Source organism: Streptomyces sp. NPDC048659 (assembly GCF_040650575.1).
Taxonomy (GTDB): domain Bacteria; phylum Actinomycetota; class Actinomycetes; order Streptomycetales; family Streptomycetaceae; genus Streptomyces.
Genome location: NZ_JBEZHM010000009.1, coordinates 50895 through 73558, shown reverse-complemented (window position 1 = coordinate 73558; position 22664 = coordinate 50895). Strand labels below are relative to the sequence as shown.

The window sequence follows — 22664 nt, the reverse complement described above, 5'->3', positions numbered from 1 at the left end:
GCTCACCCCGCGGCCTGCGCGTCCCGTACCGGCGTCCGGGCCTGCACGGCCATCCGGTCGCCGACACTCACCGCGAGCTCGCCCATCTGGTGGGCGATCGCGGCGAGATCGACGTCCGGGCCGCTGGTCTGCACGAGCAGGAGCGCGTTCGGGCCGGCCTGTGTGATCAGGCAGACGTACTCGTTCAGCTCCAGCAGGAGCTGCCGCATCCCGCCGCCGCTGAACTCCTCGCTGTAGGTGCGGGCGGCGCCGCGCAGGCTGGCGGCGATGGCCGCGTGCCGCTCGGCCTGGTCGTGACCGATGGAGGACGTCCGGGAGTGCAGCATGCCGTCGGTGGTGAGCAGGACCGCGCACTGGACTCCGTCGAGGGTGGCGAACCGCTCGTCGAGCAGCCAGCCGAGCTTGTTGGCGTGCGTGTCGGTGAACATCAGGCTCCTTCGGGGGTGGTGGGGCGCGCGCGGCTGGTGCCGGCGGCCCAGGCGGCGACCACGCTCGGTCGGCCCGGCTGGGCGTGCTCGTCACCGGCGGGCTGCCGCGGTGCGAGGGCCGCGCCGCGCCGGCGGACGGTCAGGCCAGTGGACGTGGTCTGCGGCGCGGGCACCGCTGGCGCGGGCTGCGTGCTGGCGGCCGGCTCTTCGGGGACGTGGGTGAGCAGGTGGCTGGGGAAGAAGATCTGGACGCTCGTGCCCCGGTAGGAGTTGGGGGCCTCCAGGTCCACGCTGAAGCCGTACTCGCGGGCCAGGACCGCGGCCACCGCGAACCCGGTGCGCGGGTGCGCCCCGTGCTGGGTGACCGGCGCGGCCTTCTCACCGTTCAGGGTCTGGCGGGCGGCCATCACGGCCTCGCGGTTCATCTGCAGACCGGCGTCGTCGATCCGGACCGTCAGGCCGTGGTGCCCGTTGAGCAGGCGCACGTCTACGAAGGCCGAGGAGGGCGAGTACTTCAGCGCGTTGTCGAGGAGCACCGCAATCGTGTGGACGGCCGGCCCGACTGCCCGGCTGGTCAGGGCGACATCGGATTCCTCGTGCTTGATCCGCTCGAACCCCTCCAGGTGGCCCATCGCCGCCTGGACCACGTCGGTGAAGGTGGTGGCCGGCCAGCGCCTCGACAGCTTTCCCCCGCCGAGAATCACGTAGTTCTGCGCCACCAGCAGCAGCTGCTGGACGAGACGGTCGATGGTGACGAGCGTCTCGTACGCCTCCCCGCCCGCGTGCTGGCGCACCCCCTCGCTGATCTGCCGGCTCACCTTCGATGCGATCACCACCAAGGACGCGGCGAAGCTGCGCACCGCCGCCTGGGCGGCCTCCTCGGCAGCCCGATGGGCTTCGGCGGCCGCTGTCTCGGCGTCCTGCTTGACCTGGGACACCTGAACACTGGTGGCGGTCTCCGCGTCGTACTGCACCTGCCGCATCGCCGCGGCCACCGAATCCACGACGGCACGCACCCGGTCGGCGATCACGGTGCCCGTCAGGGCGTCCGGCAGCGTGAAGTCGACGCCTTGTCCGGCGCCGGGCCGGACGACGGCCTCCTGGATCGCGGGCACCACCTCGTCGGCCACCTGCCCGAGGATCAGCTCGGCGGCCCGCAACTGCCGGGTCAGGTTCTCGGCATGCCGCTGCAACCTGTCGGACCGTCGGCGCTCCGCCCGCAGGGTCCCCCGCAGGTGCCAGACCGCGCCTCCGCCCGCCAGGGCCAGCGCCGACGGCACGGCAACTGCTGCGGCTTCTATCAGAGTGCTCATCAGATCCCCACGGGCGTGCGGTCGTCTCGGGCAGGTGCGAAGTACGGAGGGCGGGTCGCGGGCGGCGGACACAGGGCGGCCATCAGCAGGAACGGGGCGCTGAAGACCCGTCCCTGCGCGTTGCCGAAGCGGGCCCAGCGCAGGTCGTCGCCCGGTCCGGCCGTGTGCGGCGGAACCTCGAGGAGGCCCTCGTTACGGTGCTCGGCCGGCCAGCTCCACTGCATGCCGTAGCCGGAGCCGGGCGGGAGGATGAGGACCCACTCGTCGGTGAGCGCACGGGCCATGGCAGCGCCCACCGGATGAGGCCGGAACCCTTCGAAACGGCTGATGACTTCCAGCGCGGTGCGACTGGGCATCGTCAGGGTGTCGAAGTGCTCCCCGATCACCGCGGCGAAGGGCTCGTCCGCCACCCTCAGGGGGAACAGGTCGTCGATGGTGATCTCCTGCGGGCCGGGGCAGGCCCCGTACGAGGGCGATACCGCCCCGGGGCCGGCAGCCGCGAACCCCGCCGGGCGGAGGGAGGCCGCCCTCATCGCGCGGCCCCCGCTCCGACCAGCTCCCGGTCACACCGCGCGGCCTCCAGGGCCAGCTCGGACTGGATGATCGCCACGTGCGAGAAGCCCTGCGGGAAGTTCCCCAGCTGTCGCTCGTTGACGGGATCCCACTCCTCGGCGAGCAGGCCGAGGTCGTTGCGGGCCCGCAGCAGTCCGTCCTGGAGGATCTCGGCCTCGTCGACGCGCCCGATGAGAGCGAGAGCGGTGACCAGCCACCCCGAGCAGATGAGGAAGGCGCCCTCGTCACCGGGCAGGCCGTCGACACCCGGCGCCGCGCCTTCGGTGCGGTAGCGCAGCAGGAACCCGCCCTTGATGGACAGCTCCTGCTGGATCGCCTCGATCGTGCCGATGAGCCGCTTGTCGTCCGGGAACAGGAAGCCGGTGATGGCCAGCTGCAGCAGGGAGGCGTCCAGCGCCGACGACCCGTACGACTGCGTGAAGGTGTTCCGCTGCTCGTCGTACCCGTCGCGGCAGACCTGCTCGTGGATCGTGTCCCGGATCTCCCGCCACCGCTCCACCGGACCCTGACAGGCCCCGGAGTCGACGAGACGCACAGCCCGGTCGAAGCCGACCCAGGCCATCACCTTGGAGTGGACGAACTGCCGGCGCGGGCCGCGGACCTCCCACACCCCCTCGTCCGGCTCCTCCCAGCACGTCTCCAGGCAGCCCACCAGGTCCGTGATCAGCGGCGCGACAACCGCCGTCAGGCTCGGGTCGCGCTGCTGCGCCACGTACAGGGTGTTGATGACCTCGCCGTAGATGTCCAGCTGCAGCTGCTTGACGGCGCCGTTCCCGATCCGGACCGGAGCCGAGTTCTCAAAGCCCGGCAGCCAGTCGAGCACAGTCTCGGGCAGGTCGCGCTCGCCGCCGACCCCGTACATGACCTGCAAGTTCTCGGGGTGGCCCCCGATGACCACCCGGAGCCAGACGATCCAGTCCTTGGCCTCCTGCACGAAGCCGCACGCCAGGAGCATCTCCAGGATGAGGGCGGAGTCGCGCAGCCAGCAGAAGGTGTAGTCCCAGTTCCGCACGCCGCCGATCTCTTCGGGCAGCGACGTCGTCGGCGCAGCCACGATGGCGCCGGTCAGCGCGTAGGTGAGGGCCTTGAGCGTGATGAGGGACCGCTCGACGACTCCCCGGTGGGGCCCGGTGTAGGTGGACTGGGAGATCCAGTCCCTCCAGAAGTCCGCGGTCGCCTTCTGCAGCGCGGTCGCGTCCGGCAGCGGCGGCGGGGCGTCGTGGCCCTGCTCCCAGGACAGGGTGAAGGAGACGCGTTCGTCCGCGGATACGGTGAATTCCGACGACAGGTCACCGTCGGCCTCACGAGTGGGGGCGGAGGTGTCGAGCCAGAGCCGGCCGTTACCGAGGTCGGCGCTCGCGCGGCGGCCGTCGACCTCGATCAGCGGCACGCGGATTCCATACCCGGGGCGCGCCCGCATCAGGGATCGCATCGGCACCCTGCCGCTGACGCCGCGCACGATGCGGACCAGTTGCGGCGCCCCACCGGTGGTCGGCATGAAGTCGAGAACCTGGACCGTGCCGGTCGGGGTGATCCAAGTGGACTCCAGGATCAGCGTGCCGTCGAGGTAGCGCCGCCGGTCCGCGGCTGCGGGCGCGGCACCGTCCGCACCAGCCGGGCCGATGCGCCACAGCCCGTGCGTCTCGGTCCCGAGCAGGCTCGTGAAGTGGGTAGGGGAGTCGAAGCGGGGCAGGCCCATCCAGTCGATGGCGCCGTCCCGGTCGACCAAGGCGGCCGTCCGCATGTTCCCGATGAAGCCGTGGTCCTCGATCCGTCCCACTTGCCGGGGCCGCACCAGAGCGTTCCTGGGGGTCGGGATCAGCGCACCGGTAACCGCTGCCCCGAGAGGCAGGGATTGGTGCGGAGACATGAGGCGGCTTTCCATGGTGTCCGATCTCTACGGGCCCGGAAGAGACCGGGCGGTTGCGGGTGGGCACGGCGTACGAGCGCTTCGCCGCGTTCTTCAGGAGCGGAGGAAGGGGGCCGGGGCCTCCGCCAGGCTCGACTTCGCCGCCAGGCCGAGGTCGTTCAGATCCACAGCGACGCAGCCCTGGAGCGACAGCACTTGACGGGACGCCAGCACCCAGCGAATAGCTGGATCGTCGTAGGCGACCTGAACGAGGTCCTCCCCAGGAACCGGCTGCAGGGAAGTGGGGTCGTAGAGGATTCCAGCCACGCCCCAGCACACCGGGCGTGCGACCCACGCAGCCACGTGCTCGCGAAGATGGGGGCAGTGTTTGACCGCGATGAACGCACACGGGGGGCAGACCGGGGCGGCGGTGGTCAGCTCCCCCTCACCCACCGGCCGGCCAACGTCCTTGAGCACGAACAGCTGCCGCTCCGGGTCCAGCTCCATGGTGTCCACGCCACAGACCTGACACAACATTCGGCTGACTGCGCGTCGCTGACGAAGCGCGTGGACGGTCGGGAACAACGCCCTGCCGGCCCCTCGGGCGATGGCCTGCCGGATCCACAGCACGCCATCCATGTCGCGGTCGTACTGGGTCTCGTCCGCATAGCCGATGCCCAGCCCTGTCCGGTGCAGAACCACGGTGGGCGCCGGGTACGTCTCCGCGCTCCACGCGGTTACGTATGGCACCGGGAGGCCCCCTTGAAGGAACGGGGTTCTGCTCATGCCGCAACGCGCGGCGTGGTGGCGGTCAGCCGGCGCGGCTGGATGATCTTGCCGTCGGGGAGGATCTCACCGGTGTCGTCGAAGAGGAGGACGCCGTTGCACAGCTGGCTCCACCCCTGCTCGGGGTGGGCCGAGACCACGACGGCCGCCTCGCGGTCCGTTGCCTCGGCGGACGGGCAGGTGGGCTTGTGCTGACACATGGCGGTTCCTTGGGGGAAGCGGCGCTGGAGGGGCAGGGACAGGAGTGGCGACGAAGGGGACCGGCTGCCGCGGGGGAGTCCCTCGCCGCGGCAGCCGGGAGGCGTGGGCGCCATGCCCGTGTGCCTCGCTCCGGCCTTGCGGGGGCCACGATGCAGGGGCAGCACCGGCCAGCTCCCGATCGGGGCGCGGAGCCCGAGGGCAAGGCGCCAGCGCATGGCGTGCACGGGGGTCCAGTGCCGTGCGCTGACGCTCGCCCCGTACCTGGGGCGGTCGACGGTGGCCCCTGCCGAGGCGTCGATGGCGCGAGAGGCGACAGCAGGGTGTCCCATCAACTACTCCCTTCAGTGGGGTGTCCGGCGAGCTGAGCCGGCTCGTTGCGACCGGGCGGGTCCGACCGAGGCATCGTTCCGGGGTCCCAGAACGGCGGGCTATCGGCCTGACCCCACGGTGCCGTGGATTGCTGCGCACTGGTACGCCGAACCGTGGCCACTTCTTCGCCACTTCAGCAGCGTGATGACGCCAAGCTCTATCCGATTTGAACTATTTGCCCTCAGTGCTGGACGGGGCGACGGAGGGGCATGGCGACGAAGTGGCCAAGAAGTGGCCACGGTTCGGCGTACCGACGCCAACGCAATTCCGCCACGGTTGAGGCAGGCCAATCCCGGCTACGCCGCAGGGCGTCTCGAGCCCGAGGAGACGAGAGTGCCCCCGACAACCGCTGAGCTGGTCCGTGACCGCAGTCTCGGAGACCTGTTGAAGCACCGCGACATCGTGCTTGAAGGGCGAGAGGCCCCACAGCGCACTGCTCGCGTCGAGCTTGCTGACATGCTGAGCACGGACGGAACCCGAGCCGATGACGCGATGGTGGTAGCCAGCGAGCTCATCGCCAACGCCATCCGGCACGCCGGCGGTGCGGTCTTGATGCGGATCGAGGTCTACGAATTCGGCTCAGCGCTCGGAGTCGTCGACCGTGCTCCTGACACCCGTGCTCTCCCCACGATCCCCTTCAACTCGTCGACCGAGCTCGCGGACGTGGCCACGAACGGACGAGGCCTGTTCCTCGTCCACACCCTCGCCAGTACCTGGACGGTCGAGCGGATCACGGACGGGAAGATCGTCATCGCCGTGCTAACAGGGGCAGGCTCTCGTTGATGAGTGCGTTCGACTCCACGAAACGTCACCTGGGACAGGGCCTCTACGCTCACCCGCTCGGCGTCAACTGCGGTGCCATCGGGGTAGCCGAAGGCCCTAAGCAGACCCAGGTCAGCGACGGGCGCGCTCTCGACGGCCTACGCCGCGCCGTCGAGCTCGGCGCCAACCTGCTGGACACAGCCGACTGCTACGGTGCCGGCCATGCCGAGCGCCTGCTGGGTCGGTTCCTGCGTGAGCACCCGGACGAGAAGCTGCTCACCAGCAGCAAGGTCGGGCACGTCCGCGGCTCAGCTCCACACGCTTACGCGGGCCGTCACATTCATCACCAGTTCCAGCAGACGCTCGAGAACCTCTACATCGAGGAACTCGACCTCTACACGCTCGACTCTTGGGACTTCGGCCCGCAGGACCGGTATCTGGGCGGCGCGATCGAGCAGATGCGCACCCTTCGTGAGGTGGGGGCCGTGAGAGCTATTGGGATGCGGGGCCCGTACGTCCCCTACGGCGCCACGCCGGCGGAACGTGACGCCTGCGCGGCCCGGTTCCTCTACCTCTTCCGGATGATCAAGCCGAACATCATCTGGACCCGCTTCAACGCGCTCACCCCGGTGATCACCCTGGAGGGCGAGGATCTGTTCGCCTTCACCGCCCGCCACGGAGTCGGTGTGATCCTCGCGGCCCCCTTGGCTCACGGCCTGCTCACAGGACGAGGCCCACGGAACACCACGCCGTCCCCCGGCTCTGCCGTCCGGCCGGCGGGGGCCAGGATCCTCACTCCCGAGAAGGCCACGAGCGTCACGGCCGGGATGCAGCCGCTGCGAGTCCACTTCGGCAATGAGCCGGGGGCTCTGACCAGGTTGGCGTTGCTTTTCTGTCTGCAGAGAGCCGACCACTGCGCAGCTGTCGTCGGCTTCACCAGCACGGCTCAGCTGGAGGAGAACTTCGGCTGCCTGTCAGGCCCCGCTCTCACGGCTACCGAGCTTCAGGTGATCGACACGGCATTCGCCCAGATCCGGGCTGACATAGAACACCAGCCGCGGCGACGAGTGCCTCAGCCGGCCCGTACCTGAGCCCTCAAGAGAGGCTCAGGCCGCCCGTGGCGGAGGGCCGGGACGACGCGGCCGGCCGTGGGTAAGCCGCTGATCACCTGCTCGGGGCGCTGGGCTGGGAAGGAACCTCGGGACGCAGGGGGACCGAGTGAACGGTCCGCCAGCAGTACGCCCTGTCCTGACGGCGTAGTTCCACCAGCTCAACCGTTGCCACGTCCAGGGCGACGGGCGGCAGTGAGCGGAGCTGCCCTACCGCGTGAATGACGGGCGCAGCCGGCCGGGTCCGGTTGTTGTAGGCGATCCCCAGATGCGGGCGGAAGGCGCTCGTCGGCCTGCCACCGGGAATGCCGACCCGTTCGCCAGCGTCGGCGAGGGCGGCGTGGAGGCGGATCACGGGGCGCCAGGGCGAGAGGCTGAACCGGACTGCGCCGCGTGAACCCGCTAGCGGATGGGCGAGGAGGCGAAACGCTTGAACAGGCAAGTCCTGCGCCACGGTGAGAAGCTGCTCGACCTGGTCCACGGACACCTGATCCGTACGGCCAACCCGCAGCATCGTCACATGCAGCCCGTCACTCGGGACCGGATCCATCCCCAGGTCGTACAGGGCCTTCTGACAGTGCCCTGCCAGGCCCAGGAGTTCGGACGCTCCGGAGAAGGTCAGCATCCAGTAGTACGTGCGCTGTCCGTCGGACCATCCCGGCCGATCCCAGTGATCACCCATGTGCTCGACGCCCTGGAAGGCGTGCCAGTCGTGTTCGACGATCGTGTCCGGATCGTCGAGATCGGCCGGCGGCTCACAGGGGAAGGCGCTCGGGTCGGTCGCCAGCTCGGGCGTCACAGGGCTCCTCGGTGTTCGTCAGGGGGTGATCTGGGCGTGCTGAACTTCGGCGAGCGGTCCTACCTGGGGCTGCGCCCGCCAGCTCCGGAGCTCATCGGCATAGTCCCCTACAACGGATTCGTCATGCCACCGCTCGGCGCCCACATACAGCTCCTTCGCCCTCTCCCAGACCGACTTGATAGGCCGGCCGATGCCGGCCCGCAGTGCTCTGCCGCCCAGGGCCATGGCGTGCTCGACTTCGGGGGAGTCCTGCTTCAGCAGTGCTGATGCCACGTCCAGGCCGACCAGGGCGCGGCTCCAGTCCGAGGGGGAGTGCGCCACCAGGTCCTCGATCTCCGCGGCGTGCGCGACGACCTCGGCCGTGTCACCGAGCGACAGGCGCGTGGTGATGGCGTTCGCGAGCGTTCGTGGCATGGAGTAGGGGTCGAAGCTGATGCACGAGGTCAGGCCGTCGGGGAGTGATAACTGCCGATCCGACAGGTCGATTGCCTGTCCGATGGCGGCTTCGGCTCTGCCACGGTCGCCGAGGCGCCCGAGTGCACGGGATCGGCCGTTGACGAGCAGCCGGATTGCCTGCGGGTTGTCCGGATCCAGGGCAATGCCGGCGGAGGCCGCATCGTCGGCTTCCGCGTACCGCTTCTGGTAGTACAGGCCCAGCGACCGGGTACCGGTCGCCCACATCTGCATCGAGACCTCGCCGATCTCACGGGCCAGCGACTCTGCCTCCGTGCAGTAGGCGTTGACCACCTCGAACCGCGCTCCTGCGTTGACGGCCATGTACCCGAGAAGCCCAGCTGCCTGGGAAGCGAGCCGGAAGAGTTCCGCCCGTACGCGTGGGGGCTGCTGGCCGCCCAGGACTCCGTGGAGCATCTCCCGGATGACTCGGGCCTCGCCGGCCAGCTGGTGCGGTCCGAGCGCTTCGTAGCGGCTCACGATGCTGGCGATCGACTGGGTCACCATGATGAGGATGGGGTCATCGGCGTTGGAACTGGTCAGCTTGTGTGTCTGCGCGACAACTGCCAGCGGGTCGTCGAACTCGGGCGCTCGGGCGGGAGGAGCCGCCGCGCCGGAGGTGAAGTCGATGGGGGGGCGCAAGACGGGTTCAACCTGCTCGAACAGTCGCTCGGGCGACATGTTGAACATGTGTCGAAGGACGAGGTATGCGTCACGGCGGGGAGTGCCCTTGAACGTACCCTTGCGGCCCATCCACCGGTCGAAGGAACTGCGGGAGACATCCGCCCGCGCGAGACGGGGATCGTTCTCCCGTTCGGCCGCCCGTCTCGCTGCCTCGCTGAAGTGAATGCAGAACTTCTCGTACGAGTCCCAGTTTCTCTCCTGCACGAGGAGAGTGAAGCGTGTGGTGGCCATGCCTCCTCCTTCAAGGCTGGGTGCCGGATGAGCGGATCGCGCGGCGGCGAAGGTCTACCTGGACGCCGGCCGGGTGGGATTAGCCCTTCTGTCCGAAGGTGAGCAGGGGCACGTCGTAGAGGTCGGGATTGCGCGGGCGGGTCACCGCGGGTGAGGTCCATTCCTCGATCACGAGCTCGGTGACGAACTGGACGGTCGCGCCCAGGAGGTGGCTGGTCCGCCCGTCAGCGGCGTCTGCCTTGAGGCCGGCGGTGACATGGATGTGCGGCGCGACGCGGTCGTTCTCGGTGTCCCAGGCGAGAGTTCCGTTGCCGAGGACTTCCAGGGTCTTGACTTCGATCTCTTCCCAGAGCGGGCGCTCCGGGTGCTTGAGGGGCTCGCAGGTTCCTACCAGCCGGGCGTGGCTGAAGCCTCCGATGAACGTGACGTAGCCGGCGCGGATTCCGGTTTCGCGGCAGAAGACGGCCAGCGCCTCGAAGAAGTCCTCGCCGTGGTCGAGGGCGACGGCGAACTTTCGGCCGATGGTGATCTCGGTGGTGCGCATGGGAGTCCGATCGTGAGTCGTCAAGGTCAGCGGTGGGTGGCGAAGGCGGCCTGGATCGAGGCATGGTCTGCACCGGAGCGCAGGAGAGCGAGTAGCAGGAGCCGAGCCTTGCGCGGTTCCAATCGGCCGCCGTTGATCAGTCCCCGGCCGAGGAGGTCGGTCTCCGAGCCGGGACCGAAGTCGTAGGTGTGGGTGAGGACGCTTCCGGCACCGGTGCGGGAAGTCAGGACGACGGGGACGCGTGCGGCGAGGTCGCCCAGCCGTTGCGCCCATGTCCGGGGGACGTGGCCGGCGCCGAAGGCCGCGACGACGAGCCCGTCGAGCCGGGCTGCAGCCTCGGTGAGGAGGAGGCCCTCGCTGCCGAGGGTGGCCTCGATCAGCTCGACGGAGGCAGGGCGCGCCACGGGCAGGTCGATATGCCCCTGGCGCGGCAGCGTGAAGTGGATCCGGGGTCGGCCTTCCACCAGATGCCCGACCGGTCCTGCGCCGGGTGAGGTGAAGGCGGACGTGCTGGTGCTGTGGGTCTTCTGTACGTGCCGGGCCGCGTGGAGCTCGTCCGAGAATGCGACGAGAACGCCCATACCACGGGCCTCGGGGCAGGCAGCAGTGCGCACTGCGGCGAGGACGTTGGCCGGCCCATCGGCGCCCGCCATCTGCGCATTGCGCATGGCGCCGGTGATGACGACCGGCGCGTCCTCGGTGTACAGCAGGTCCAGGAGGTAGGCCGTCTCCTCGAGGGTGTCAGTGCCCTGGGTGATTACGAACCCCGCGGTGTCCGAGGAGCGCTTGTTGAGCAGTTCAGCGACAGCGGCGATGTCCTCCACCTCGAGCCATGCCCCCGGGATCTTCCGGAAGTCCACCAGTTCCAGCGTGGCTTCCGAGGCGAGTTCAGGCACCGCAGCGGCGAGATCCTCGACGGTCAGCCGTGGTGCGACGCCCTGTCCCGTCGTATCGGCCGCCATGGCGATGGTGCCACCGAGCGAGAGCACCAGAACACGCGGGAGCGGAACCTGGGATTTGGGGTCCACGGCGATCGCCTTTCACAGAAGAGGATCAAGAACAGGTCAGGGTCAGCGTCGTGCCTCTCACCGGTCGGGGGCAAGGGATCCGAAGAAGTGGAACACCTCGTCCAAGGCCTCGACGCTGAGGTGCCGGCTCCTGGGCCGCACGATGCTCGCCATCCCGCACTCCCTCAGCTCGCGGCATCGTACGACCAGCCAAGTCCAGTCGATCTCCAGGTATCCGGCCAGAGCACGCAGCCGGGTCTGCGGGTCGGGCCCCCGCATCACGCTGTGCGCCTGTGCTTCGCCCGCTGCTTCGCGGTATCCCCGGAGAGCGGGGCGCTGTGTCACCGTGTCCACGGCCCAGATAGCGTCGGTTCGCGTCCAGTTGGCTACCACTGCCCGCTGCTCGGGAATCAGTGCGAACCCGTCCACCTCCGAGTACTCAGGGTCGGGAAGAACGTCGACGCGGATACCTTGCAGCTCCATCAGGGAGATCGCCAGGAGCAGCAGGATCCGCTCGTACCGGTCGCTCCGGCTGACCTCGCTCTCGGGGATGCAGAAGGCACGAGACATCGGTGCAGCACCCTCGGCGTAGCGCGATGACAAGGTCCTGAGGTAGTCGATCTTGTGCTGAAACCACAGCCACGCAGCAGCCTGTTCACCAGTCTGTTCGCGTGTCCAGAAGACCGGGGGCTCCATCAGCCCATCGAGCCGGCGGATGATGTGCTGCGCACAGAAGCTCGACCCCAACCACTGCGTTCCAGCCGTGCTGAGGTCGGGCATCGCCATGCGGCTGGGAGCTGACCGCGGAAGGGCGAGGTAGGTGTCCAGGGCGTGTTGCTCCTGGGCCAGAGCGGAGTCGTCTGCAAGCAGTCCGTCGTCGAACTGGACGAGAGACCAGAGCAGACCGTAGGTGAGATCGTCCAGCACGTGCGCGGCCGGCAGCTCGATCGTGCTGCGCCCCGGGGCCGTGGCGCGGGCACGCCGGGCGTTCGCGGCGTCGATCACGAAGAGCTGGGGGGTGCTTTCCCGCTCGTCCACTCCGATGAGGAACCCGCGCCTGGCCGACCGCAGGAAGCGTTCGAGAGCGGCCGTGTTGGTGACGTCGATCTGAGCTACGGAGCCAGAACGCGTGGCAGGACGGAAGGCTACAGAGGAAGCCGTCCCGTCCAGCGCCTGCCTGCCCACCATCTCCCACGAACCAGGCAGCTCGCCCGAGGGCATGTACAGACGGCTTGTGGGCCAGTTGTCCGTGATCTTGAGAGAGGCGCTGAGGCCATCACGATCACGCGGCGAGGCCTGGAGGTGAACGGACTCCGGAGCGGGGCTGAAAAGATCCTCCGAGGGGACGCCGAAGAGCCGCTCCAGGATCAGGGCCGTGTCCGGGCGCGGTACGCCATGCCAGTCTCCCTTCGCCCACCGGTCGAAGCTGCGTCGCGGCACAGTAATTGTGGCCAGCCTGGGCGCTTTGACTTCCTCGGCGAGGTCGCGGGCCGCTTGTTCGAAGCGTAAGCAGAACGTGCTCCACCGGTCCCACCTGCGCTCCATGAGGAGGACGCGGAACAGGGTGGGGCGGGGCATCGACACAGCCCTCCTTGGACAACGGCAGGACAAGCACCGGCCACCCAGCCAGCCGGCATATTCCACCAGGCGCGACCGGGGGTGCACTCTTCGTGACCCTCGCTAGGATGCTCCCTCAGGTGAGCCGTTAGCAATATGGCCGAGCAAATTGCTCAACCATATTGCTTGTAGGCGGAGCTACGAGCCGTCAGACTGGCCACCATGCCAGACGCCAAGACGCCGTGGTCGTTGACCCTCAGTGAAGTCGGCGTGCGCCTTGAGGACTTGCGCGAGCGGCGCAATCTCACCCAAGGCGATGCCGCAGGCCACGAAGCGCTGCGCCGCCGAGGCATCAAGATCGACAACAGTGGACTGAGCCGACTGGAGCGAGGGCAGCGCCGCCGCGTCTCCCGCGACCTCGTCGAAGCCCTGCTTGAGGTCTACCAGGCCAACGCCACGGAAAGCGCTGAGATTCTGGCCCTTCTGGGAGCCGATACCACTCCCGCCGGTCGGCCACGCCCCGCGCTGTGGCGGCGCAATGCCCACTTGCTCGGCCCCATGCAGTTTGAGGGCTTCCTGAAGATGGAACGCCGGGCCACTGAGCTGTGGAACTACGAACGGGACGTCTGGCCTGGACTCCATCAGAACGAGGAGTACGCCTACCTCGTCATCACCCTGATGCGGCCCGATCTGCGTCGCTCCGAAGTCAAGGCCCTCGTCGATGTCCGCATGGACCGGCAGCAGCAGGTGCGAGAAGGCGCACTTGCGGAGCTGCGCGCCCTCGTGGACGAGCGTGCGCTCCACCTCCTCGCCGACGACCCGGCGGTGGTGCGACGGCAACTGGAGCGCATGATCCAGGAGTCTGAGGACCCCCGGAACACCGTCCGCATCCTGCCGGAGGCGATCGGGCTGCACCCGGGGTCCGCTGGCCCCTACGTCGTCATGGGCTTTCCCGAGGCGGCCCGTCGGGTCGTATGGGTGGAGACGATGGTCAGTTCGCTGTACTTCGACGGGGAAGAAGATGTGCAGCGCTACACAGCGGCTTTCACCACTCTGTGGGAGCGAGCGCTGGACCCCGACGAGACGCGCAGGCGTCTCAAGAAAAGGATCAAGGAGCTAGAACAGTGACAGAAACGCCGGACCCGTCCTCGTTCGACCTGGCGTCGGTCGAATGGACGGTGTCCAAGCGCAACGGCGGCGGCGGAAGCCGCAAGCCGGACCCGTCCTCGTTCGACCTGGCGTCGGTCGTATGGACGGTGTCCAAGTACAGCGGCGGCGGCGGGAACTGCGTTCGAGTCGCCGTCGTGGACGGGTACGTCCTGATCGGCGACTCGAACAACCCCGATCGCCTACCTTTGGTCTTCACCCCGGCTGAGGCCAAGGCGTGGCTGCTCGGCGCGAAGGACACGGACTTCGACTTCCTGCTCAACCTGTGATCCCGTTCTGAAGTACCGCGCGACGCAGAGGCCGGCCCCACGACAGATGGGGCCGGCCTCTGCGTCGCTACCCATGGAGCGTCTGGGCGCACGAACGTCCGGGCCTGAGCACAGGGCGCGATCCGCGGGTGTGGCCGACGGGACGACCTGGCTGTACCGCAGGAGTATCTGGCGGTGGGGGCTCCGTGGCACGCTGACCGTGCAGCGATCCTCGGCATGCGACCGCGACGTTAAGGGCGATGGCTCTGGCCCGGACCGGACCGCAGTGGGTCCGGGCCCGGTGGCATGAGGATGCTTAGAACGGGCGGTGGCCTTCGCGGAGTGCGTGGGCGATGCGGTTCAGGGCGTGCGGGATGAGCCCGGACCCCGTGGCTGAGGCATCCGAACCGGCTTCCGAGCTGGAGTACACCCGTGCCTCCTCTCCTCGGGCACGGAAGACGTGGAACTGCTGCTGATTGATGTCCACGCCATAGACGCACCGTGTCTCGGTCCGGTCCGGGGCGAGGTGGTTGACCCTCAGTCCCAGCTCTGCCGCCCGCTGCTCGTACTCGGTGAGCTCGCGGTCGTTGGGGCGTCCCCAGCCTTCGAACATCAGCGCCGCGCCAGCCAAGGGGGAGTCGGCGTACTCGCGCCGACGGAGGCCCTCCGGAGGGTCGGGGAGGTTTCTGGCGACGTTGATGAGTGCGTCGGCGGGGTTGATGTTCCGGCTGTTCCACGACCGGGTAGGGACCATGCGCAGCTCGATCGAGCGTGAGTCGAGGCTTGCCAGGTGCACGGTGAACAGGCGGGCAGGCCGATCCCACCCGCGCCTTTCTCCCTCCCTCGCCTCGATGGCGTGCAGCGCCGTGGCCATGGCATCGGCGAGATCTTCCTGGAAGAGACCCAGGGGCTTGCTCGGCATGAAGACGGTGCGCTTCTCCCAGGACTGCATGATCGCTCTTCTCTGTCGGCCCGGCGAGGGGCGGGCGGGGGCCCGGCGGATGCTGGCCTGGCGACGGGGCGCGCCGGGCGGTCTGGGCCGGGGGAGGGCCGGGTGGTCACGGCCTGGATGAGCACACCCTAGCCCGCATTCATAGAATTAAGCAACTCTGTTTCGGGTTTCGTCTGCCTATCTGCGCCGGTGGGAAGGGCTGCTCCGGTCGTGGGACCAGAGCAGCGGGCAGGGGAGTGGCCAGAAGACAGGGTGCCCTCCCGGAGCGCGTGGGCGATCCGACCCGGGCCGAGGGGGGACGAGCCCGGCGCTGACCGTGGTCTGGTCGCGCTGGGCGGTGGAGAGCAGTTGGGGCTGTTGGCCGCGGAGGCGTCGGACGTAGAACTCCTCCTAGAAGACCAATGAAGATCTTGGTGTGAGCCCGGTTGCCGCCGTCAGGCGGTGGCCGGGATGTGCCAGGTGGTGCCGTTGTGGGCGAGTCCGAGGTTGATCAGGGTCCGCAGGTTGAGGGCGGCGGCGCGGGTGTGGAGCCAGGCGTCGTTCTTGATCGTGCCGATGTGTCGTAGCCGCCGGTTGCCGTGGGCGACAAGCCAGGCGACGGCGCGTTCGACGGGTGGCCGCCAACGCCGGTAGGCGGCCTGCCAGTCGGGGTCGATGGCGGCCTGGCGACGGGCGGCGGCGAGCAGGTCGTGATGCGGGCGGATGGTGACGATCCGCCCGGCCTTCGCGGTACTGCACCGCTGTCGCAGCGGGCAGCCGGCGCACTGGTCGGTGAACAGCGCCTTGCGCTGCAACTTCTGCCCGGACGGCTCGGCCAGCGGAACGGTGTGACCGGCCGGGCAGGTCACCGTGCCGCCCGTGGTGTCGATGGCGAAGTCGTCCAGGCTGAAGCCGCCCACCACGGCGGTCCTGAGCGGGGCGGGCTTGAGGAACAGTCGGTGCCCGGCCTGCTGCAGCACCTGGCGGGTGGGGCCGCTGGAGTAGGCGGTGTCGCCGAACGCGTCAACGGGCTCGTCCTCGTCGGCGAGCAGGTCGAGCGCGACGCTCGCCTCGTGGTGCTCGCTCCCGCTGCCGGGGGTGAGGGCGACGGCGGTGAACAGGCCGGTCTCGGGCTCGATGGCCAGGTGGGCCTTGTAGCCGTCCTGGTAGTGGCTGCGGGTCTTGTGGACGTGCCGGGTGTCGGGGTCGACGGTGGAGACCACGCGGTCGGGGGCGGTCCCTTGGGTGATGCGCCAACGTCCGTCGCGGCCGTCGGAGTCGTCGGCAGGCTCGACGTCCTGCCCGGCGACCAGGGCCAGCAGGCCGACCGCGTTCGCAGCCTTCTCGCCGAGTTGCCGCTCGGGCAGGTGCCCCAGCAACCGCAGGGCGTCACCGACCAGAGCATCGACCAGGTCCGCCCGGGCCTGCTTGTCGTTCCAGGCGATGCGGGGTTTGCCCGGATCACGGTAGTCGTGGGCGGTGCACTGGACGGCCGCGACCTGGTCGGCGCCGGGGACCTCGCGGATCACCGCCCGGACGGCCGCGATGAGCTGGGTGACGGTGTCCTGGGTGGCGACCGCGTCGTCCAGCACGGTGGAGTCCAGTGCCCGGCGATGACGCCCCTTCAGCACACCGGTCGCCCTCACGACCTCCCGCACCGCCTCGAACACCCTGTTTGGCGAGGCGGAGCGGGCCAGCCGGCGGCGGAAGTAGGCCAGCAGTGACGAGTCGAACGCGGTGTCGTGCAGGCCCAGCCCGCAGGCGGCCTTCCACCGCAGGTCGCACCGCAGTTCTTGGACCGTCTCGAAGTCCGACAGGCCGTGCAGGGACTGCAGCGTGATCGCCGCGGCCAGGATCTGCGGGGGCATGCTCGGGCGGCCGTTCGCCGACGGGTACATGTCCGCGAACATCTCCACCGGGAACAGCCGCCCCCGATGCTCGGCCAGGAACGCGAACACACTCCCCACCGGGATCAGCTCCCGGCAGGTCTCCCACACATCCGGCCCGACGGTCGCCCCGGCCCATTCCCCCATCGCCACAAGACGAGTCTGACCCCACCACTCACCCGGCGGGGCCAGAACCCAACATCTTCATCAGTCTTCTAGTTGATGTCCACGCGTAGACGAGGCGGCTTTCGATCCGGTCGGGGGCGAGGTGATTGACGCGCCTGCCCTGCGTGATCGAGCGCTGCTCGTACTTGGCCGGCTTCCTGTCGGCGGGCCGGTCCCAGCCTTCGAACATCGCGGCGATGCCGGCCACGAGGGCGTCGGCGTACGAGCGGTGCTCTACTGCGGGCTGCACGGCGGGCAGCTGCCGCGCGGTGTGGACGACCGCGTCGGTCGGGCTGCCGACCTGCGCGCCTCAGAGCCGGCCTGGGACTACGCGCAGTTCGATCGAGCGGGTGTCGAGGTCGGCCAGGTGGACGGTGAACAGCCGTGCGGGTCTGTTCCACCCGCGTCGTTCTCCCTCTCGGTGTCCGATGGCGGCCAGGGCAGTGGCCATGGCGTCGGCCATCTTGTCCTCACACAGGCCGAGGGGCGGTCGGCATGAGGACGGTGCGCCTCTCCCAGTTCTCCGTGGTGGTGCTTCCTTCGGGTGCTGGTGGTTTTCGTGCGGGGTTGGCGGTCGCGGGGCCTGTGTCTCCTTCAGGGCTGGTCGCGGTACCAGGTGAGGAACTTCTCGGCGTGCGGCTGGTCGAAGGTCACGGTCAGCATGCCGTCGGCGAGATCCTGGGCGACGCCGTACGCCAGGCCGGTGGGGGAGGTGGTGCCGGGCCAGCGGTTGGTCAGGGCGAGCAGCCCTGCGGCGGTGGGCCCGGTGGCGGTGAGCTTGAGGACGATGGTCAGTGCCTCGTCGTCGATGCCGAGATCGACCGTGGTGCCCGGGAGTTCGGAGCGCACCCGGTCGAAGAGGTGCTGCTGGTCGGGGACGACCGTGCCGAAGGCGTCGGCGTTGGCCCGGGCCCGGGCGGTGCGCTGGTAGAAGGTGTCGATCAGCTTCTGGGCGCTGGCGCGAAGGCCGGGGTCGGTGATCTCGGCCAGCGTGTGGACGGTGCGCTGCGCGGTTCCGGGCGCGGTGAGGGGGTGGAAGCCGATGTCGCGGTGGATCCCGTCGGCGTCGAGGAGGGTGAGGATCGCCAGGTTGGCGACGGGGTTGACGTTGATCGCCCACTGGTCGGGCAGGGGATGGGGGGAAGTCACGGAGGTCTCCAGGCTGGTGGGTGCGGGGTGGTGGTGGGCGGGGGCGGCGGGACGCGCCGGGGGCGCCGTTGCCGCCCCCCTTCCCGTGTTCGTCGTCGGCGCTCTGGTGGAGCTGGGCGGCGGTGATGGGAGGGCGGGGCGGGTAACTGGTCTCGCGGGAGCGGGTCGCCGGGGAGTGGGACACGGTGCTCGGGTGCGTTCATGGGGGGCGGGGTCCGAGGTGTGAGGGTGGCCGCGGGCCGGCGGGGGTCAGAGGTCGGAACGCAGGACCAGGCGCAGCGCGTCGTAGAGCGCGGCGCGCCGGTCGGCGGGTACGTGGTCCGCGAAGGCGACGTGGAGGCGGACGGTGGCTTCGTCGTCCTTCCACCGGGTGAGGGGCTCGGGCTCGGGGACCAGGTCTTCGGTGGCCAGTCCGATGGCCCATCCGGCGAGGTCGGGTGCTTTGTCGAGGAGCTGCCCCACAGCGCGGTAGGCGGTGCTGGCCGCCTCGTCGCCGAGGGACTGCCAGGTGCGCGGCTCGTCGGTGCCTGCGGTGTGGGGGATCGGCTGGTCGCAGAGGCTTTCGCCGATGCCGGACTGGGAGTCGAGGGCGAGCAGGAGCATGTGGTGGACGGTGGCGGCGGCGTGGCGAAGATCGGCGGTGGTGTAGGGCGGGAGCGCGGGCGGCCCCGGCGGGGTGCCGGCGTCGGCCTCCTCGGTCTCTGCTTCGCGTTCGGCTTCGGCGCGGTCGGCGCAGTTGCCGCACAGCCCCTTCCACCCTTCGCCGTCCGCGGTGGATTCCTCGCAGTCCTCGGCCGAGCAGAAGCGCTCCTCGTAGGTCGCGGTCGGGATGAACCGCACGGCCGCGCTGGGGCTGGTGAGGGTGAGGACGCCCTCCTCGAAGAGGTGCACGGCGGCTTCGTAGCGGCCGGAGCGTCGCACGGTGTGCCAGACGTCGACGCCGTGGAGCTGGCGGTGCTCGGCGGACTCGGGCCGGATCCAGGCGTTCTTGTCGCGGAAGTGGACGACGTACTCGGACTCGAGGTCGATCGCGGCGCGGACCTCGGCAAGGGTTGCGGGGGCGGGGGTGATCGCGGGCATGGGAGCGCCTCTCAAGGGGGCGAGGTGAACGGACAGACGGGCGGGGTGCTGCTGGGCGGTCCGAGGCCGCCCAGCAGCGGGGCGGGTCAGATGCGGGTGACGCGGTCGCCGTCGTCGGTGAGGGTCAGCATCAGGCGGCGGTGGTCGTGCGGGGCGTCCCAGGCGACGCCGAGCTGCCGGATGAGCGGGTGAGGATTCCAGTGGGTGACGGTACCGGTCGCCCCGGCGGGGACGGGGTCGTGCTCGTCGGTGCACAGGACGACCTTGATGCGGTCTCCGGGAGTGAACTCGGGCTGCACGTCTGCTCCTTCGGTGAGGGGGCCGGGCGCTGCGGGCGGCCCGGCCGTGGGCGCGGTGGGCGGGTCGGTTCAGCGGTGCTCGGTCTCGCCCTTGTTGTCGACCTCGACGAGCAGGAGCCGTGGCCGGTCGGCCTCGTGGTCGATGTGCACGTACGGGACCAGGTGCTCGCCCTTCCAGTGCCGACGCAGCCGTACCAGCACGCTGACGCCGTAGACCCGCAGCTCGTAGGTGTCGCTGGGGCTGCCGCCGTCGGGGTCGGGGTCCGCTTCCACGACGGCCAGGGTGGCCCGGCGCGCCTGGTAGGTGGTGCTGCGGCGGCGCAGCGGCATGGTGGTGGCGAAGACGTAGACCGCGACGCTGGAGAGGGTGGCGGCCATCAGGGCATCGGCGGCGGTGTGCGGCTCGTAGAGCCAGGAACTGCCGAGGGCAACAGCGGCGCTGGGCAGGGCACACAGGATGCTCCAGCGCCACCAGCGGCTGGACGGGGTCCGACCGGCGGGAGCGGGGCGGCGAGCGGTCTTGGGCACGGATGCCTCCAGAAGTGGGCGGGCCAGAAGGCGCGGCGGAGGGGCGGCTGTCGCACGGCCCGGGCCCGGATGGAGCACTCGTTCGCCCGGCGACATTTCAAACGATACACAGACTCACAGAGTTAAGCAATATCTCCAGATTGGGCCCCTCCCCTCGCGGCCTCGCCACGCCCGGCTGGCCGACGGCCCCCGGGGTGCGGTCTCCCGCTTGGCCGGTGGCGCTGCGCTCGGCCGTGGCGGGCGTATTGGGGGCGCTGCGGTCGCAGAGTTCAGCCCCGACGCCGGTCGCCGGTATCGCCTCCCGGCGTGCAGGGCGGCCGCCGGCGGCCAGGGAGGGGCTGGGGTATCGCAAGCATTGCTTAATTCTATGAGTTGCTTTATGTTTGGGGAGGAGCAGCTCCCGAGCCGCACGCACTCCTCCCGGCAATCACGCACTCACCACTTATGAGGAAAATCCGTCATGCCCGATGCACCCGAGTACACGCCGTACACCATCTACGTGCTGGAGCCGCACGCTGCCTATGCGACCGCTGAGAACGGCCACATCCCGATCGAAGCCATTGCCAAGCGCGTCTACGGCAAGGCGTACAGCTCGCTGAGCGGATGCCGGCGGGACGACGAACACATCGGCAACGACAGCGTGAAGCTGTACGAACTCACCTCCGACGATGACTACCTGGAAGCACTCGAAGCGTTCGATGACACCGAGCTGTATCTGGGCTGGGACTCCCGTACCCGCGAGAGCGTCCGCAAGACCGGCATGACTGAGCTGGACTACTGGCTGAGCATCCGGATCGCCGACGAGAACACCCCGGCCACCGTCGAGGCGAACCCGCCGGAGACGCAAGACCTTGAGAACGCCGTGTTCGAAAACCGCTTCTACGCCGATCGCGCGTTCACTCCGTCGCTGAAACTGGTCCTGGCCGATCTCATCCGTCGTGGCGAACTCCCGCGCGGCGACTTCCTGTTCCGGCACTGGTGGTGACCGGAGCGGAACGAAGTCCGACGCCCCGGAAACCCCACCTTGGAAGGCCCTGATGTCCCTCACCCTCCCGGTCGTAGAACTGCGGACACTGCTGCACGACGCGCTCTCGGCCGCGCTCGCCACCGACGCCCTCACCCTCCCGGATCCGCTGATGTACACCCCGGGCGTCCACCGCCCGGCTCTGTACCTGGAGAGCACCGTCGTCCGCGGACGGCCGGGCGAGGGCAAGACGTTCTGGGCCCGGGCCCTGGCGGACCCGCAGCTGCGCGCCATCGCCGCGCGGGAGTACCGCATGCCCCGGCTGGAGCGGACGGAGGCGGTCACCGCCTTCGGGGCACGGCCGGACGCCGGCCAGCCGACCGCAGGGGAGCTGCGCGCCCTGACAGGTTGGGGTGTGCCGCCGACCGTCCTGTGGAGTGCCGTCGCGCTGACCGCGCTCGGCGTTCCGGACCTTGCCGCCCTCACCACCTGGACCGAGCGCGTCGACTGGCTGACCCGCAACCCCGGGGCCACCGAGCGGTCCTTGGCCGAGTTCGAAGCCGCCGCGCGGGCCACCGACACCGTGCGGCTCGTCCTGTTCGACGCCCTGGACCAGCTCAACCCCGACCGGGCCCTGGCCGAGCACCTGGCCTCCGGCATGCTCAACCTCGCCGTCACCCTCTCGCGCCGCACCACCAGGCTGCGCGCGAAGGTGTTCATCCGCCCGGACATGCTGGACGGGGCTCTGACCGGGGTCCCGCGCCCGGACCGCGGCTTCCTGACCGGCCGGGCCGCCGACCTCTCCTGGGGCCGGTACGACTACCTCGGCCGTACCGGCAGGACCGAGCTGTACGGCCTGTTCATCCACCTCCTGGGCAACCACGACAGCGCGGAGGCCGCCGCCTTCCGCGCGGCCTGGCCCACCTGGGAGCAGAGCCAGGACGGCCGGTTCCTCGCCCCCTCCGGGCTGAGCGGCGACCCGAAGATCCAGGAGGAGTTCTTCACCGCCCTCGCCGGCCGGTTCATGGGCGCCAACGCCCGGACCGGCTACACCTACACCTTCCTGCCCAACCGCCTCCAGGACGCGCTGGGCACGATCACCCCGCGTCCCTTCCTCACCGCGCTGGCCACCGCCCTTGAGGACACCGGCCGCCACCACCCCGGACACGACCGGCCGCTGCACCACGACGACCTGCGGAACAGCATGCGCTGCGGGGCGCGCACCGCCGAACTCCACCGGGCGCTGCCGTGGGTCCGCCTCGCCATACAGCCGTTGGCCGGGCAGCAGGTCCCGATCTGGGAGGAAGACGTCTTCGGCCTGTGGGAGCGCAGCAGCCTGGCCGACCGGCTCCAGGAATCCGCCCGGGAGGCCGGAAACGGCACCGGCCGCGCCCGGACCGGACCGCGCAGCCCCGCCAGCCTCCCGCAGCTGCTGGAGGAGCTGGTCGACGCCGGAGTGCTGAGCCGCCGCACCAGCGGGCAGCTCGACATGCCCGACGTCTACCGGGTCGTCTACGGCCTCGGCCGCCGCGGGGGAGTCAAGCGGGCCGCCACCACCGCATAGCCCCAACCCGACCGGCCC

24 protein-coding genes are annotated in these 22664 nt (G+C 69.7%); 6 read left to right on the top strand and 18 right to left on the bottom strand.

Features of this window, described 5'->3' with window-relative positions; all coding sequences use genetic code 11:
* Positions 1 to 2: 2 nt before the first annotated feature.
* The 6 genes from AB0C99_RS09900 to AB0C99_RS09875 form a co-directional block, all read right to left on the bottom strand.
* On the bottom strand, positions 3 to 428 hold the full coding sequence (locus tag AB0C99_RS09900) for a roadblock/LC7 domain-containing protein (protein ID WP_362472037.1): 426 nt from the start codon (positions 426 to 428) through the stop codon (positions 3 to 5).
* Positions 428 to 1741: an ATP-binding protein gene (locus AB0C99_RS09895; RefSeq protein WP_362472034.1), complete on the bottom strand. Its 1314-nt coding sequence runs from the start codon at positions 1739 to 1741 to the stop codon at positions 428 to 430. The genes AB0C99_RS09900 and AB0C99_RS09895 overlap by 1 nt, the downstream gene beginning before the upstream one ends.
* A complete protein-coding gene (locus AB0C99_RS09890; protein WP_362472031.1) occupies positions 1741 to 2274 on the bottom strand; it encodes a hypothetical protein in 534 nt (177 codons plus the stop codon). The genes AB0C99_RS09895 and AB0C99_RS09890 overlap by 1 nt, the downstream gene beginning before the upstream one ends.
* Positions 2271 to 4109 carry a glycoside hydrolase family 15 protein gene (locus tag AB0C99_RS09885; RefSeq protein ID WP_362472028.1) on the bottom strand — a complete coding sequence of 613 codons (1839 nt, stop codon included), beginning with the start codon at positions 4107 to 4109 and terminating at the stop codon, positions 2271 to 2273. The genes AB0C99_RS09890 and AB0C99_RS09885 overlap by 4 nt, the downstream gene beginning before the upstream one ends.
* A 168-nt stretch (positions 4110 to 4277) precedes the next feature.
* Positions 4278 to 4865: a hypothetical protein gene (locus AB0C99_RS09880; RefSeq protein ID WP_350572296.1), complete on the bottom strand. Its 588-nt coding sequence runs from the start codon at positions 4863 to 4865 to the stop codon at positions 4278 to 4280.
* 80 nt (positions 4866 to 4945) lie between these two features.
* The gene (locus AB0C99_RS09875) at positions 4946 to 5149 is read right to left on the bottom strand and encodes a DUF5999 family protein (RefSeq protein WP_362472025.1); all 204 of its coding nucleotides are present in this window, start codon (positions 5147 to 5149) and stop codon (positions 4946 to 4948) included.
* A 703-nt stretch (positions 5150 to 5852) separates the two neighbouring features.
* Between AB0C99_RS09875 and AB0C99_RS09870 the strand changes: the two genes are divergently transcribed.
* The gene (locus tag AB0C99_RS09870; protein WP_362472022.1) at positions 5853 to 6302 is read left to right on the top strand and encodes an ATP-binding protein; all 450 of its coding nucleotides are present in this window, start codon (positions 5853 to 5855) and stop codon (positions 6300 to 6302) included.
* Positions 6302 to 7372: an aldo/keto reductase gene (locus tag AB0C99_RS09865; protein ID WP_362472019.1), complete on the top strand. Its 1071-nt coding sequence runs from the start codon at positions 6302 to 6304 to the stop codon at positions 7370 to 7372. Before AB0C99_RS09870 ends, AB0C99_RS09865 begins: the two co-directional genes overlap by 1 nt.
* A gap of 73 nt (positions 7373 to 7445) precedes the next feature.
* On the opposite strand, the gene AB0C99_RS09860 is transcribed toward AB0C99_RS09865, so the two are convergent.
* The 5 genes from AB0C99_RS09860 to AB0C99_RS09840 all read right to left on the bottom strand — a co-directional run bounded on the left by AB0C99_RS09860 (position 7446) and on the right by AB0C99_RS09840 (position 12686).
* Entirely contained in the window at positions 7446 to 8189 is a 744-nt protein-coding gene (locus AB0C99_RS09860; RefSeq protein WP_362472017.1) for a 2'-5' RNA ligase family protein, read from the bottom strand.
* 18 nt (positions 8190 to 8207) lie between these two features.
* Entirely contained in the window at positions 8208 to 9557 is a 1350-nt protein-coding gene (locus tag AB0C99_RS09855; RefSeq protein ID WP_362472015.1) for a hypothetical protein, read from the bottom strand.
* A gap of 79 nt (positions 9558 to 9636) precedes the next feature.
* Positions 9637 to 10101, bottom strand: coding sequence for a PPC domain-containing DNA-binding protein (locus AB0C99_RS09850; protein WP_350572290.1), 465 nt, complete (start codon positions 10099 to 10101; stop codon positions 9637 to 9639).
* A gap of 26 nt (positions 10102 to 10127) precedes the next feature.
* Positions 10128 to 11129 carry an asparaginase gene (locus AB0C99_RS09845; protein ID WP_362472012.1) on the bottom strand — a complete coding sequence of 334 codons (1002 nt, stop codon included), beginning with the start codon at positions 11127 to 11129 and terminating at the stop codon, positions 10128 to 10130.
* 57 nt (positions 11130 to 11186) lie between these two features.
* On the bottom strand, positions 11187 to 12686 hold the full coding sequence (locus AB0C99_RS09840; RefSeq protein ID WP_362472009.1) for a transcriptional regulator, XRE family protein: 1500 nt from the start codon (positions 12684 to 12686) through the stop codon (positions 11187 to 11189).
* Between the two features lie 201 nt (positions 12687 to 12887).
* Between AB0C99_RS09840 and AB0C99_RS09835 the strand changes: the two genes are divergently transcribed.
* Both AB0C99_RS09835 and AB0C99_RS09830 read left to right on the top strand, forming a co-directional pair.
* Entirely contained in the window at positions 12888 to 13793 is a 906-nt protein-coding gene (locus tag AB0C99_RS09835) for a helix-turn-helix transcriptional regulator (RefSeq protein WP_350572287.1), read from the top strand.
* Complete coding sequence (locus AB0C99_RS09830; RefSeq protein ID WP_350572286.1) at positions 13790 to 14101, top strand: DUF397 domain-containing protein; 312 nt, start codon at positions 13790 to 13792, stop codon at positions 14099 to 14101. The genes AB0C99_RS09835 and AB0C99_RS09830 overlap by 4 nt, the downstream gene beginning before the upstream one ends.
* Before the next feature lie 295 nt (positions 14102 to 14396).
* Here AB0C99_RS09830 and AB0C99_RS09825 read toward each other — a convergent pair whose 3' ends face one another.
* The 7 genes from AB0C99_RS09825 to AB0C99_RS09795 form a co-directional block, all read right to left on the bottom strand.
* Positions 14397 to 15032, bottom strand: coding sequence for a hypothetical protein (locus AB0C99_RS09825; RefSeq protein WP_362472005.1), 636 nt, complete (start codon positions 15030 to 15032; stop codon positions 14397 to 14399).
* Positions 15033 to 15466: 434 nt separating this feature from the next.
* A complete protein-coding gene (locus AB0C99_RS09820) occupies positions 15467 to 17044 on the bottom strand; it encodes an IS1182 family transposase (RefSeq protein WP_362472326.1) in 1578 nt (525 codons plus the stop codon).
* A gap of 28 nt (positions 17045 to 17072) precedes the next feature.
* On the bottom strand, positions 17073 to 17312 hold the full coding sequence (locus tag AB0C99_RS09815; protein ID WP_362472002.1) for a hypothetical protein: 240 nt from the start codon (positions 17310 to 17312) through the stop codon (positions 17073 to 17075).
* A gap of 344 nt (positions 17313 to 17656) precedes the next feature.
* Positions 17657 to 18211 (bottom strand): hypothetical protein, encoded by a 555-nt coding sequence (locus AB0C99_RS09810; RefSeq protein ID WP_362471999.1) that lies wholly within the window; start codon positions 18209 to 18211, stop codon positions 17657 to 17659.
* Positions 18212 to 18460: 249 nt separating this feature from the next.
* A complete protein-coding gene (locus AB0C99_RS09805) occupies positions 18461 to 19291 on the bottom strand; it encodes a hypothetical protein (RefSeq protein ID WP_362471996.1) in 831 nt (276 codons plus the stop codon).
* Between the two features lie 86 nt (positions 19292 to 19377).
* Positions 19378 to 19590: a hypothetical protein gene (locus AB0C99_RS09800; protein WP_362471993.1), complete on the bottom strand. Its 213-nt coding sequence runs from the start codon at positions 19588 to 19590 to the stop codon at positions 19378 to 19380.
* A gap of 69 nt (positions 19591 to 19659) precedes the next feature.
* The gene (locus AB0C99_RS09795) at positions 19660 to 20118 is read right to left on the bottom strand and encodes a hypothetical protein (RefSeq protein ID WP_362471991.1); all 459 of its coding nucleotides are present in this window, start codon (positions 20116 to 20118) and stop codon (positions 19660 to 19662) included.
* 460 nt (positions 20119 to 20578) lie between these two features.
* Between AB0C99_RS09795 and AB0C99_RS09790 the strand changes: the two genes are divergently transcribed.
* Both AB0C99_RS09790 and AB0C99_RS09785 read left to right on the top strand, forming a co-directional pair.
* Positions 20579 to 21103: a hypothetical protein gene (locus AB0C99_RS09790; RefSeq protein ID WP_362471988.1), complete on the top strand. Its 525-nt coding sequence runs from the start codon at positions 20579 to 20581 to the stop codon at positions 21101 to 21103.
* Positions 21104 to 21155: 52 nt separating this feature from the next.
* Complete coding sequence (locus AB0C99_RS09785) at positions 21156 to 22646, top strand: hypothetical protein (protein WP_362471986.1); 1491 nt, start codon at positions 21156 to 21158, stop codon at positions 22644 to 22646.
* Positions 22647 to 22664 lie beyond the last annotated feature (18 nt).